11 protein-coding genes are annotated in these 12,514 nt (G+C 67.4%); 4 read left to right on the plus strand and 7 right to left on the minus strand.

The window, feature by feature from the left end:
- Positions 1-12: 12 nt before the first annotated feature.
- Positions 13-1,203 carry an acyl-CoA dehydrogenase family protein gene (locus tag AC4AMJ_RS00645; protein WP_489916631.1) on the plus strand — a complete coding sequence of 397 codons (1,191 nt, stop codon included), beginning with the start codon at positions 13-15 and terminating at the stop codon, positions 1,201-1,203.
- 13 nt (positions 1,204-1,216) lie between these two features.
- On the opposite strand, the gene AC4AMJ_RS00650 is transcribed toward AC4AMJ_RS00645, so the two are convergent.
- The 5 genes from AC4AMJ_RS00650 to AC4AMJ_RS00670 form a co-directional block, all read right to left on the minus strand.
- Positions 1,217-2,743 carry a class I adenylate-forming enzyme family protein gene (locus tag AC4AMJ_RS00650; protein WP_489916633.1) on the minus strand — a complete coding sequence of 509 codons (1,527 nt, stop codon included), beginning with the start codon at positions 2,741-2,743 and terminating at the stop codon, positions 1,217-1,219.
- A gap of 971 nt (positions 2,744-3,714) precedes the next feature.
- Positions 3,715-5,106, minus strand: a complete 1,392-nt coding sequence (locus tag AC4AMJ_RS00655; protein ID WP_489916635.1) for an amidohydrolase family protein — start codon at positions 5,104-5,106, stop codon at positions 3,715-3,717.
- Positions 5,100-6,386: a CoA transferase gene (locus AC4AMJ_RS00660; RefSeq protein ID WP_489916638.1), complete on the minus strand. Its 1,287-nt coding sequence runs from the start codon at positions 6,384-6,386 to the stop codon at positions 5,100-5,102. Before AC4AMJ_RS00660 ends, AC4AMJ_RS00655 begins: the two co-directional genes overlap by 7 nt.
- 105 nt (positions 6,387-6,491) lie before the next feature.
- Positions 6,492-7,196 carry a CPBP family glutamic-type intramembrane protease gene (locus tag AC4AMJ_RS00665; RefSeq protein WP_489897501.1) on the minus strand — a complete coding sequence of 235 codons (705 nt, stop codon included), beginning with the start codon at positions 7,194-7,196 and terminating at the stop codon, positions 6,492-6,494.
- On the minus strand, positions 7,193-8,275 hold the full coding sequence (locus AC4AMJ_RS00670) for an NAD(P)H-binding protein (protein ID WP_489918547.1): 1,083 nt from the start codon (positions 8,273-8,275) through the stop codon (positions 7,193-7,195). Before AC4AMJ_RS00670 ends, AC4AMJ_RS00665 begins: the two co-directional genes overlap by 4 nt.
- 121 nt (positions 8,276-8,396) lie before the next feature.
- Here AC4AMJ_RS00670 and AC4AMJ_RS00675 point away from each other — a divergent pair, with 121 nt between their 5' ends.
- The 3 genes from AC4AMJ_RS00675 to AC4AMJ_RS00685 all read left to right on the plus strand — a co-directional run bounded on the left by AC4AMJ_RS00675 (position 8,397) and on the right by AC4AMJ_RS00685 (position 10,447).
- The gene (locus tag AC4AMJ_RS00675; RefSeq protein WP_489916640.1) at positions 8,397-9,227 is read left to right on the plus strand and encodes a sulfurtransferase; all 831 of its coding nucleotides are present in this window, start codon (positions 8,397-8,399) and stop codon (positions 9,225-9,227) included.
- A gap of 90 nt (positions 9,228-9,317) precedes the next feature.
- Positions 9,318-10,025, plus strand: a complete 708-nt coding sequence (locus AC4AMJ_RS00680) for a type 1 glutamine amidotransferase domain-containing protein (protein WP_489916642.1) — start codon at positions 9,318-9,320, stop codon at positions 10,023-10,025.
- Positions 10,025-10,447: a PPOX class F420-dependent oxidoreductase gene (locus AC4AMJ_RS00685; RefSeq protein ID WP_489897498.1), complete on the plus strand. Its 423-nt coding sequence runs from the start codon at positions 10,025-10,027 to the stop codon at positions 10,445-10,447. The genes AC4AMJ_RS00680 and AC4AMJ_RS00685 overlap by 1 nt, the downstream gene beginning before the upstream one ends.
- 19 nt (positions 10,448-10,466) lie before the next feature.
- Here AC4AMJ_RS00685 and AC4AMJ_RS00690 read toward each other — a convergent pair whose 3' ends face one another.
- Together AC4AMJ_RS00690 and AC4AMJ_RS00695 are read right to left on the minus strand one after the other, a co-directional pair.
- Positions 10,467-11,357 carry a siderophore-interacting protein gene (locus AC4AMJ_RS00690; RefSeq protein WP_489916644.1) on the minus strand — a complete coding sequence of 297 codons (891 nt, stop codon included), beginning with the start codon at positions 11,355-11,357 and terminating at the stop codon, positions 10,467-10,469.
- 16 nt (positions 11,358-11,373) lie between these two features.
- Complete coding sequence (locus tag AC4AMJ_RS00695) at positions 11,374-12,453, minus strand: threonine aldolase family protein (protein ID WP_489916646.1); 1,080 nt, start codon at positions 12,451-12,453, stop codon at positions 11,374-11,376.
- Positions 12,454-12,514 lie beyond the last annotated feature (61 nt).

The following is a 12,514-nucleotide window of genomic DNA, read 5'->3' on the forward strand; positions in this document are numbered from 1 at the left end:
GAAAGGACGCCCATGGATTTCTCAACCGTTGCGCTCACCGACGCCGACCGCGAGTTCCGGGCTCGGGCACGGTCGTTTCTGGATGAGCAAGTCGATGCCGAGATGCTCAGTGCGGCGAAGGCGACCGGCGATGGTGTCATCGTCGATCTGCACCGGGCGATGGGTGTCGAGGGCTGGCTGGAGGCGGAGGCGAAACAGGTCGACGACGGCGGCCTGACCGCGTTGCAGCGCCGCATCTGGGACCTCGAGCGGCGACGCCTCGGCATTCCGCTGGAACGATGGGGATCGACGATGATGATCCTGCAGGCGGTCACAGTGTACGGCAGACCGGAACTACTCGACGAGGTGCTGGCGCCGGTCTGCGCCGGCGAGGCACTGTTCGCCATGGGATACACCGAACCAGAAGGCGGTTCGGACATCGCGACCTGCAGGACCCGCGCCGTCGCCGACGGCGGCGAATGGATCATCAACGGGCAGAAAATGTTCACCTCGGGCGCCGATGTCTGTCAGTACGTGTTCCTGCTGACCAACACCGATCCTGCCGGAAAGCGGCACCGCAATCTCACGATGTTCCTGGTACCTCTCGACACCCCGGGGATCGAGGTACAGCGGTTGACAACCGTGGACGGCAACAGCACGACGATCACCTACTATGCGGACGTCCGCATCCCGGACCGGTATCGGCTCGGACCGGTGAACGACGGATGGGCCGTGCTCAGTGGCCCACTCGCCGCCGAACACGGTGCGGGTGAACCCGGCGATGCCGGGTTGTCCGACATCACCATGATGAGCAACTTCGGCATGGCGATGGCGGTGTCGGCCGATCTCGCCACCGATGCAGTCCGGCAGGTGGACGCCGACGGCCGCCGTCGGCTCGACGACGAATCGATCGCCTACCGTCTCGGGCGGGCCCACTCGCGGATCGAGGCGGCACTGAGCACGCCAAGTCTGTTCGGGCGAGTGGCCATTGCGCAGTCCATGCGTGACCTCGCGCCCGAACTCATGGATGTCATCGGGCCGTCGGCAGTGCTGTCTCCAGGGACTGCAGGAGCACCGGCCGGTGACGAGTTCGGTCCCGAACACCTGTATCGCTGGGCGCCCCTGCTCGGCATCTACGGTGGCACGATCGACGTCTTCCGCAACATGATCGCTCAGCACATTCTGGGCCTGGGGCGGCCGACGTACGTGAAGCCGACGCACTGAGCACCGCCCGCGGTCAGTCGCCGCCGGGATAGAGTGCGACGACATCAGGAATCCGGACCTTCCATGCCGCATTCCGCGGAAGGCGAGTCACGATCGAGATGGCCACGGGAACATGGTGACTCGGGAGCGCGACGCGGACCATATCGGTGAGCTCGGCTTCCGAAGGCGGTATTGCACCGCTGCGGAGTTCGACAGCGGCGAACGGAACCTGACCGAGCCGGCGGTCATCCACGCCGACGACCGCGGCGTCGAGCACGGCCGGATGTCGGATCAGCACCGCGCGAACGGTTTCCGGCAGAATCTTGAACCCGCCACGGTTGATCGCGCCGTCGCCACGTCCGTGTAGATAGATGAATCCGTCCGCGTCGACCGATGCCACATCGGTGGTGCGGATCCAGTCGGGCCCGATCACGTCGACGCGCCCCTCCAACAGTCCCTGCTGTCCGGTCGCGACCTCTGCGCCGGTGTCGGCATCGACGATGCGGACGTGGGCGCCGCGCAGCGGGCGCCCCACGCTCTCGGGTTTCTCCGCGCCGTAACGGCGATGATCATCGGGTGTCCACGCGCAGACCGACCCGGCGAATTCCGTTGCGCCGTAGGCCCACAGCAGGGGAATTCCGTAGCGTCCCTCGAATTCCGCACGCAGTTGCGGTTCGAGTGGTCCGGACCCTCCGGGCAGATACTGCAGGGAGGCCAGGTCCTCCTTGTCGACGTCGGCGTCGAGGATCATCCGCAGCAGTGCGGGCTGTACGCCGGCACGGGTGATCCGGTAGGTCTTGACGGCCCGCACCCATTCGTCGACGGTGAACTTCTCCAGCAACACCATCCTCTTGTCCAGAAACGGTGCGGCCAGCAACTGGCACACGCCGACGCTGCCGAACGGCCAGTAGACGATCTCGGGTGGGTCGTCGTATCGACCGCTCGTACCCATCGTCATGGTGGTGACCGTGTGACTGAGGATGTCGGTGCGCAGCTCGAAGCGCTTGGGCGGTCCGGTGGTTCCGCTCGACAAGATGTGCAGGCCCGGACTGGCGACCGCGGTGTCCGCGACCGGCCGACGACCCTGATCCCCGGGCGCGATCAGCTCCGCTGCCGGCGGCCGCGACGACAGTGCGATCGCGGCGCAACCGGCACGTCGAGCGGCCTCCCGGGTGCGCGGCGTCCAGTCCTGCCCGTCGGCGATCACTGCCGCCAGAGCAAGCGAGGCGATGTCGTCGGCGATCGCCTGGTCGGATTGGTAGGAGTAGATCATCACCACCGGCCGACGGGATGCGATGAGGCCGAGCGTGGCCGCCGCGTGGGGCAGTCGATTCCGGGCGACCACCCCGATGCCCGCCGAGTCCGGGACATCGGCCTCGGACAGCACCGACCCGATGGTGTCGACGAATCGGGTGACGTCGTCACCGGTGTACCACGTTCGCTCGAACTCGATGAACGGTCTCGATCCGTAGCCGGCGAGGTGTGCGGCCAGTTGATCGGCGAAGTCCGCGGAGGAATCCGACGCGGACTGTTCGGCTTTCGTGGCCCCCTCGGCGTTCACCGACAACCTCCTGATCGACCGACCGTATCGACGTTCACCATACTGAAAAGGTTACTGTAGTGTGCCGGGTCCGTCGTTCCGTCGAGTGATGTTTTGAGCGTCACCACTCGGTTGCTGTGGAGCGAGCGTGCGTGCGTCGCTTCGCGGTCCCTGAGGAGCGAGCTTGCGAGCGTATCCACCCCGGTCCCTGAGGAGCGAGCTTGCGAGCGTATCCACCCCGGTCCCTGAGGAGCGAGCGTGCGAGCGTATCCACCCCGGTCCCTGAGGAGCGAGCTTGCGAGCGTCACGAAGGGCCCTTCGTGACGCATCCTCGCAGGCTCGGAGGCTCCTCAGGGATCGGTTGGTGGGATGGTGTTTTGGGTTCTTTCGGGTGTTGGGTGGTTGCTGTTGGCCGGTCGCCATTCGGTTGCTGTGGAGCGAGTTTGGGAGTGTCGCTACCCCGGTCCCTGAGGAGCGAGCTTGCGAGCGTAACCACCCCGGTCCCTTGGGAGCGAGCTTGCGTGCGTCACGAAGGGCCCTTCGTGACGCTTCCTCGCAGGCTCGGAGGCTCCTCAGGGATCGGTTGGTGGGATGGTGTTTTAGGTTTCTTCGGGTGTTGGGTGGTTGCTGTGGGCCGGTCGCTATTCGGTTGCTGTGGAGCGAGTTTGCGAGTGTCGCCACCCCGGTCCCTGAGGAGCGAGCTTGCGTGCGTCACGAAGGGCCCTTCGTGACGCATCCTCGCAGGCTCGGAGGCTCCTCAGGGATCGGGGTGGTGACGCAGCGCTTTGGGTGTTCTCGGGGGGTCGGGTGGTGACGCAGTGCTTTGGGTGTTCTCGGGGGGGTCGGGTGGTGACGCAGCGCTTTGGGTGTTCTCGGGGGGGCGGTTGGTGACGCAGTGCTTTGGGTGTTCTCGGGGGATCGGTTGGTGGGATGGCGTTTTGGGTTTTTCGGACCTCTTCGGGGATCGGTTGGGAGTCGGTGCTCTGGGCCCGTCAGCCGAGATGCACCGGGGCGCCGTCGACGATCGTTGCGACGATGCCGATGGCGGAGGAGTCACGGCGGAGGTCGTCGAGGGAGCCGCGGGCGATGGTCAGGTCGGCGAGGGCGCCCGGCTGAACGCGGCGAGGCACGTCGAGCCGATCTGCGTGACCCCAGAAGAGGCCGAGCGCCACGGTCGGCGTCACTCGTTCCGCCTGATCCCGATCAGAGTGATCGATGACTGCGGCGCGAATGGCCTCCCACGGGTCCGCCCCGCCGAACGGCGCGTCCGTGCCGGCCGCGACCAGGACGCCGCCCGCCAGCAGGCTGCCCAGGCGCCACAGATCCGGCTTGTCGTGGTCGGGCACGTCGGTCCGATACTGCTCGGACCGTTCGAGCGGGAAGTTCGGCTGTGTGACGACCGGAATCCGACGCTCCCGCAGCCATTCGAAACAGTCATCACCGATGATTGCGCCATGCTCGATCCGGTCACCGGCCAGCACGCCCGCGCCGTCGAGAGCGGCCATCGTGAGGACCAACTGAACACGGGTGACACAGTGCACCGCAACGGGTTTGCCCGCACTGTGTGCCTTCTCGATGGTGTGGGTGAACTCGTCGAGTCCGGGAAGTCGGTCGTCATCGAGCAGGATCTTGGTCGGTCCGAGGGTGAACTTCGACGGCAGACCGGTGTCGGCGGGTGGGCGGATGTCGGCCGTGGACATGCAGTGGACGCGTTGCATGATGTCGCCGGACTGTACGGCGCCAGCGAGGTCGTCCACCGAGGATTGATCCAAGCCGGGTGTGGCATCGGTGAATCCGGTGACACCGCGCGCCGCGGCGTCGCGGCTGACCGATGCGATGTCGGGTGCGGCAGACCCCACCCGACCGCCCAGCCAGGCGTCCATTCGCCACAGCCGTCCGGTGGGTTGTCCGGCGTCGTCGCGCTCGACCCCGGGTAGGTCACATCCGTCGACGCCGGTCAGCCGGCAGGCGGCGCTGTTGAGAATCCAGAGTGCACCCGAGCGGTGTTGGACACGCAGTGGACGGTCGGGCACCAGGTGGTCGAGCACCTCGCGCGTCAGCGGTCCCGCCACGGATTCGTGATATCCGTAGCCACGCAACCAGGCCCCGTCGTTGGCGGAGCGGGCGGCCGCATCCAGCAGACGCGCGAGGTCGTCGCGGTCGTGTGCCGCGGGCGGACCGAGTCGCACCGAGTTCGCGGTCGCCGCGAGAGACCGTAGATGGATGTGATGGTCGTGCAGGCCGGGCATCACCCACGCGCCCGCCACATCGAGATCGACCTCGCCCACGAGCGGTCTCAGGTGCTCGCCGATCTCACTGATCCGGCCTGCAGCACAACGGATGTCGACGAGCCGGCCATCCAATGCGGCATTTCGGATCAGCACGCGACCCTCGGCGGTCTGGGGTCGAGTACCTGCTGCCGGCGGTGTTCGTGTGTGCACACCACGTCGACACGGTCGCCGTCGGCAGACACGTGATGATCTCCGGGACAGGCGATCTCGATCCCGGCATAGGCAGCTGCGGTGTCCACCATCGACACGTCGATCAACGTCCCGCCACCGGCATGGGCGGATGCCGCGACCGCCAGGGCCGCGGTCACACCGGACAGGGGATCGGCGACGGCGTCCGCGCAGAACACCGGTTCCCCGCCGGACCAGCCGACAAGTCCGCCGCCGACGGCGGCGTCGTCCCCGAAATCGACCTGCATCGGGTTGCGTCGTCCTCCGCCGGTGATGCTCACCCAGATCCGGCCCGGGCGGTGCGCGACCTGTGTGGGCGACAGTCCGAGACCCTCGAGGGCCCGCGGCCGCGACGCCTCGATGACGATGTCGGCGCCACCGATCAGGTCGGTGAGCTCGGCTCGTCCGTCCTCGGTGGTGAAGTCGACGCTGCGCATCTCCTGGTCCCGGTGCAGCCATCGGAAGAACTCCGGGTCTCCGATGCGGGCGCCGTCGGGACGGGTTGTGCTCTCGACCTTGGTCACCTGCGCGCCGGCACGATGCAGGATCATCCCGCACAACGGCCCGGCCCACAGTGACGACAGATCGACGACGCGTGCCCCGGCCAACCCGATGGCACGGTCCGGCCGGCTGATCGCGGTGACCTGGAACGGCAGAGTGGGAGAGGGCCGGGCGGGTAGCTCCGCGGCCGCGATCCCGAGGAGCTGCGCTCGGGCGACCACATCGCCGGCATTCGAGCGTGACGCGAAGGCGGTCACGTCCTGCCACGGGTCCTCGCTACCGTGATCACCGATGAGGGCCGGGACCGAAGCGACATCATCCGGACGGCACAACGCGAGCGCCAGCCAACCGTCGTCGGCCCGCAAGATCCGGGTCATACCCCCGGTGGAGACATCGCCGCCGCGCCGGAAGCCGCGCAGCGCAGCGCGGCCTGCGATGATCTCGGCGGCATCGAGGGAAACCTCCTTGCCGACGATCGCGGTCAGTCGGGTCAGGTGGCGCATCGCGGTGTCGAGTGCACCGAATGCCCCGGCCGGGGTGAGCACCGGAGTTCCGTTCGGATGGCCGGTCAGCGCCATGCCCCCGCTCGCTGCCCAATCGAGCACGGCGCAACCGGATTCGGCTGTCGGGGCGGACGGAACCGACGGCCACCACGTCTGTAGCCAGTGATCGACGACGCCGGCCGGCGTGCTGATGCTCGTCACCGCCCGACAATTCGGGCGAATCCGGTCCTCACGAGGTGATCCTCCTCGTCGCGCTGAACTCAACGGCACGTCAGTTGCCGCGACACCAGTCTATGGGGGTCGGCCTCAGGCGAAGATCGGCGGCAGGCAGAACAACACCACCGCACCCCAGATCACGTGGGTCACCATCGGCGCGAGTACCCCGTCGGTGGAGCGGCGCAGGATCGCGCACACCGTGCCGAGGATGACGGCGGCGAAGCCCAGCATGACGTTTCCGCTGGCCAAGGTGGTGAACGTGTACAGAATCGTCGACACCACCACCGGGTGATGCCAATGAACGGCCGAATAGACGGCGCCCCGGAAGAAGACCTCCTCGGCCAGGCCGTTGCCGAGGGTGATGATCGTGATCACGACGATGCTGCCCTCGTCCCGGAACGCGAGGACGTCGGTCACCAGTGACGCCAGGGCAGGGATCTCCCGGGTGATCAACGCGCCGATCACGAACGCCAGCCCCACCGCGAGACCCGTCACGATGCCGAGCGCCGCCGCGCCGCCGGTCGTCCCGTCGCCACGCAGACCGAAGCGGCCCAGAAACAACGGACCCGACATCAATCCACCGATGAGCCAGGTCGCGGCCAGGGCGATGGTGAGTGGATAGAACGAGGAGTCGCCGGGCTCCGCGGACAGCGAGAAACCGAGGATGACCGCGCCGATGACCAGGAAGATAGCCACGACGATTCTTCGCCGGGCCCAGGTGGCGGGACCGTCGAATCGGGTGTCGGGTGCAGGGGCCGCGAGGCGGCGGACAAGGGTCTGGGTGGTCGCAGTCATCCTGTCAGCAGGGATACCATGCCGCGGACGATCTGGCTGGTCGAGGTCACGGCCGAACCGACATGGCGGCGCATCCTCATCAGGTCGCCGCCGGCCCACTGGGGGTCGGTGTCGGCGAGGTGATGCAGGTTCGACAGTTCGCAGACCGGACGCGGGGCGCCGGTGCGCACCGACGACTCGATGGCCGTTCGCATCGGCGTGAGTCCTCCGTGCGGTTCGGGCACCAGGTCCCGGATCGTGTGCTCGGAGGCGACCATTTCTTGACTCAGCGACGTCACGAGATCTTCGGTGAGTGAGGTCGGTACCGGCACGATCCGGCCCGCGACCAGCCCCACGAGACGGGTGTCGATGTTGATGAACGGGATCGGGAGACGAATCCGCGGCTGTTTGATGGCGCGCAGATACTCCGTCAGCACCGAGCCGTAGCGCGCGCCGACGTCCGGTCCGGCGATGTCATAGGTGCCCGCCGGTATGTCGGTGCTCGCGACGGCGGTCAGATAGTGGATGACGTCGCGAATCGAGATCGGGTCCATCGGATTCTTGGTCCAGCTCGGTTCCGGGATCACCGCGAGACGGTCGGCGACATACCGGATGATCTCGAACGACGTCGATCCGGCCCCGAGGATCACCGCGGCACGTAACCACACGAGTTCCGGACCATCGGGGATGTTCAGGGCATCGGCGACGTCGGCGCGACTGCGCAGATGGGGTGACAGGCTGTCGCGATCGGTGTCCGGTACGAATCCGCCCAGGTACACGATCCGTCCGACGTCGGCGTCGCGCGCTGCGAGCGCGACGTGGCCCGCGGCGCGAACGTCGAAGTCGTCGAAATCGTCCTGCCCGATCCCGTGGACCAGGTAGTACAGCGCGTCGATGGGCCCGACAGCGGACAGCGCCTCCTGCGGCGAGAGTGGATCGTCGGCATCCATCTCGACCGCGGTCACGCTGTCGTACCAGCTGAAACGTCGTAGCGAACCCGGCACGCGGCTGCTCACCACCACATCGTGGCCGGCCGCGAGCAACCGGCAGACCAGGCGCGAACCGACGTAGCCGGTGGCACCCGTGACGAACAGTCTCATGGAGGGCATACGTCGACGCTACGAGCCCAACGCGGTGGAGCGGGGGGTGAGAATGGCCATAGCAACGCGATCGCGATCGAGGTGACGGTTGGGTAACGGCCGACGGTGACATGATCGGGGCATGCTGATCACCGTTGACGAACTGACCGAGGCGATGCTGTCGGACCATCCGCCCGTGATTCTCGACGTTCGGTGGCAACTCGGCGACACCCACGGTGCCGAGCACTATCGGGCAGGCCACATCCCGGGTGCGGTGTTCGTCGATCTCGATGCCGAACTCGCCGCGCCGCCCTCGCCCGAGCGCGGCCGACATCCGCTGCCGCAGGTCTCCGCGCTGCAGACGGCGGCCCGGCGGTGGGGCATCGACGACACCTCGCGCGTCGTGGTCTATGACGACATCGGGAACCTGGCATCGGCGCGCGCCTGGTGGCTGCTGCGCTGGGGTGGGATGTCGGAGGTCAGGATGCTCGACGGCGGCCTCGGGGCGTGGCGAGATGCCGGCCTGCGCGTCTCGTCGGGCGACGCCGAACCGCGACCGGGAACCGTCACGTTGACGTCGGGCCGGATGCCGGTCGTCGAGATCGACGATGTCGCAGGCACCTCGTCGATCGTGCTGGATGCCCGTGCGGGAGAACGGTATCGCGGGGAGGTCGAGCCGGTCGACCCGCGGGCCGGCCACATTCCCGGCGCGATCAGCGCGCCCACGGCCGACAACAGCGGACCCGATGGCCGGTTCCTCGACGCGGCTGAACTTCGAGATCGATTCACCGCGTTGGGAGTTCGCGAGGAAGGCGAGGTGATCGCCTACTGTGGTTCGGGCGTCAACGCCGCACACGAGATCGCGGCATTGGAACTCGCGGGGTTCCGCGCCGCGCTTTTTCCGGGTTCCTGGTCGCAGTGGTCCTCGGACCCGGACCGACCGGCCGAGATCGGGGCGAGCGGGCACCGGTGACGGTGGTCGCGCGGTCCGACCTCGGAATGATGTGGACGTGAGTACGTTGGCTCTGGAGGGAGAAGTAGCCGAACCAGCAAGGAGGTGGACATGGCACGAACAGTGCTGTTCGTCATGACCGGATCGAGCACGTGGACGCTGAACGACGGGACCACGCACAAGACGGGGTTCTGGGCCGAGGAAGCGGTCGCACCCCTCGAGATCCTCACCGATGCCGGATATGACGTGATCGTGGCAACACCCGGCGGTGTTCGGCCGCCGGTCGACGAGGGCAGCTTGACCGCCGACCGGGCGGGTTCCGAGGAGGCCGCGGCGCACCTGCGCCAGGTCGTGGAGACCGCCCCGCAGTTCCAGAACCCGATCGCGCTCTCCGACGTCGTCGTCAGCGACTACGACGCAGTCTTTGTTCCGGGTGGGCACGGGCCGATGGAGGATCTGGCCGTCGACCCTGACGCAGGCAAGATCCTGACCACCGCCGATGATGCGGATCAACCCCTCGCGATCGTCTGTCACGGTCCGGCCGTCCTGCTCGCGGCGGTCGACGACAACGGCACGAATGCCTTCGCCGGCCGTACCGTGACGGGATTCACGAACGAGGAGGAGACGCAGGGCGGTTTGGCGCCGAAGGCGAAGTGGCTCTTGCAGGATCGGCTCACCGAGGCCGGTCTGACGGTGGTTGCGGCGCAACCGTGGGCACCGCACATCCAGACCGATCGGAACCTGCTCACCGGCCAGAATCCGGCGTCGTCGGCACCGCTCGCGAAGGCTCTGCTCGAACGGTTGGGAAAGGGCGCCTGATGTCGCAGCCCCCACTTCCGCAGCCGGCGAAAGATCTTCTCGCCAAGCCGAATCCGTGCGTGATGGCCACGGTGCGCAAGGACGGGTCACCGGTGACCGCGGCCACCTGGTACCTGATGGACGGAGATCAGGTGCTGCTCAACATGGACAACGGGCGCGCCCGTCTCGGCCACCTGCGGCGGGATCCGCGTGTGACGGTGACGGTGCTGGACGAGAACTGGTACACGCACGTCACCCTGATCGGGCGAGTCGTCGAACTCCGTGACGACGAAGGCCTGGCCGACATCGATCGGATCTCCCGTCACTACACGGGCGACGCCTATCCGGAGCGGGCGCGGCCGCGGACCACCGCGGTGATGGAGGTCGAACGCTGGTATGGCTGGGGCGCGATGAAGGACAACGACCAGGCCTCCACGATCTGACGGTGTCACTCCGCAGCGGTCAGAGGCCTCGGCGTTCGAGCTCCTCGTCGAACTCCTCGGCGGCCGCCTTCTCGCCCTTGCCGTCGGCGATCGCACGCTGATAGATCGCGAACAGTTCTTCGCCGTGTGCGGCATAGCGGCGTGACCAGTCGTCGCTGTCCGCGCGCCAGTAGCCGGTGATGTCGTAGTGGTCACGCCGCCAGCCGTGTTCGTGGCGGAGATACTTCCGGACCGCACGCGACTGGGCGGCCTCACCGGCGAACCAGCAGTATCCGTCGCCGGTCGGAAGAGGTACGGCGCGCACGGTGGCGGCGAGCCGGCTCGGACCGATCCCGTTGCCGCCGGGCGTGGTCGGGATGATCTGCACGTCCGGTCGGTCGTCGCGGACGGAGGCCAGATAATCGAGATCGTTGTCGTCGACGACCTCGACGACAGCGATCACCGGGGATCGATGCCGATCCTCTTCCAGAATTCTGCCCAGGGCGGGAAGCCCTGCCAGGTCGGCGGCCAGGAGACGCCACTGCGCCGTGGGTGGTGGTCGATACCAGCCGTGCGCATGCGCCATCACCACCCGATGCCCCGACCGTGCCCGTTGCGCCCACGTGGTGGCCGGCCCCACAGCGTGCACCATGAAGTCGACAGTCATCGTGCGGCTCTGCAGATCGACCGCGCGGACCGAGTAGGTTCGGGACGTCGGGATCGAATCGGGGTCGTGATATCCCCAGATCCCGTCGCGATACTCCGGGGCGGGCACCGAGGTCCGGTCGGCGGAGGGGAGATAGATGCCCACCGCTTCGTCCGGATGACCCGGTAACCCCAGTCGTTCGAGGTCGGGAACCTCGAATCGAATGCGGCGGAAGTGCGGATTCAGGTCGAACACGCCTGTGACGTGCGCGAGCACGTGACCCACCGCAGACGCCTGGTCGCTAGCCGGGCGTCGACGACAGCAGGGCGCGGAGTGTGGCCAGCAGTCCGTCGACGCCGTCGGCCGTCGTTGCGGGTGACGCGACCAGCCGGACGACGCCGGGCTCGGGGATGCCGTGATGGAACACATAGCCTAGGTCGCGGAGACCTGCGATGACTTGTTCGGACAGCTCGCAGAAGACGATGTTCGCGTCCGCGGCACCGCGCACCCGTACGCCGAGACCTCCCAGAGCCGAGACGAGCCGGCGTGCCATGTCGTTGGCGTGGCGCGCGTTGCGCAGCCACAGGTCGTCGGCAAGGTAGGCGAGGATCTGTGCTGATTCGAAACGCATCTTGGACGCCAGCTGACCGGCTCGCTTGGTGCGGAATGCCAGCTCGGTGGACACCGCGTGATCGAAGGCGACCACCGCGTCGGTGGTCATGCCTCCGTTCTTGGTGATGCCGAACGAGAGAACGTCCACACCGGATCGCCAGGTCATCTCGGCCGGTGTCGCGCCGAGTGACGCCAGAGCGTTGGCGAAGCGGGCGCCGTCCATGTGCACCCGCAGACCGGCGTCACGGGCGATACCGGTGAGAGTCCGGATCTCGTCGAGTGTGTACACCGAGCCGGTCTCGGTGGCCTGCGTGATGCTCAGCACCTGGGGCTGCACGCTGTGCACATCGCCGACCCGATGGTGCACGGCTCGCCGCAGCCCGTCGGGGTCGATCTTGCCGTCGTCGCCGTCGAGCAGGGTGAGCTTGGCACCACCGGTGAAGAACTCCGGCGCTCCACACTCGTCGACCTGGATGTGACTCATCCGGTGGCACAGGATCGATCCCCAGGGACGGGCGAGAACCGACAGTGCCAGCGCATTGGCCGCCGATCCCGTGGACACGCAGTGGAGATCCACGTCCCGCTCGAACACCTCCGACATGCGCCGGCCCGCTGCCGCGGTCACCGGATCGTGTCCATAGGCGAGGTGTGCGTCGGTGGCAACGCGAACGACCGCATCGACGATCTCCGGTGATGCCCCCGCCGCATTGTCGCTGGCGAACATCTTGTCGGCGGGTGTGCTCGGCCCGGCGTCCCGCAATGCATCCACGCGGCCGAGTGTATCGATGGTCGCCGACGCCGGACGGTGCGCCGGGACTCGTTGTCACTCC

The sequence above is a fragment of the Gordonia sp. LMA484 genome, assembly GCF_058129505.1.

Bases quoted from the DNA above. Each gene is read 5' to 3' on its own strand.
- AC4AMJ_RS00675 (WP_489916640.1), top strand. From the start codon at position 8,397: ATGCTGATCACCGTTGACGAACTGACCGAGGCGATGCTGTCGGACCAT.
- AC4AMJ_RS00665 (WP_489897501.1), bottom strand. From the start codon at position 7,196: ATGACTGCGACCACCCAGACCCTTGTCCGCCGCCTCGCGGCCCCTGCA.
- AC4AMJ_RS00680 (WP_489916642.1), top strand. From the start codon at position 9,318: ATGGCACGAACAGTGCTGTTCGTCATGACCGGATCGAGCACGTGGACG.
- AC4AMJ_RS00685 (WP_489897498.1), top strand. From the start codon at position 10,025: ATGTCGCAGCCCCCACTTCCGCAGCCGGCGAAAGATCTTCTCGCCAAG.
- AC4AMJ_RS00670 (WP_489918547.1), bottom strand. From the start codon at position 8,275: ATGAGACTGTTCGTCACGGGTGCCACCGGCTACGTCGGTTCGCGCCTG.
- AC4AMJ_RS00645 (WP_489916631.1), top strand. From the start codon at position 13: ATGGATTTCTCAACCGTTGCGCTCACCGACGCCGACCGCGAGTTCCGG.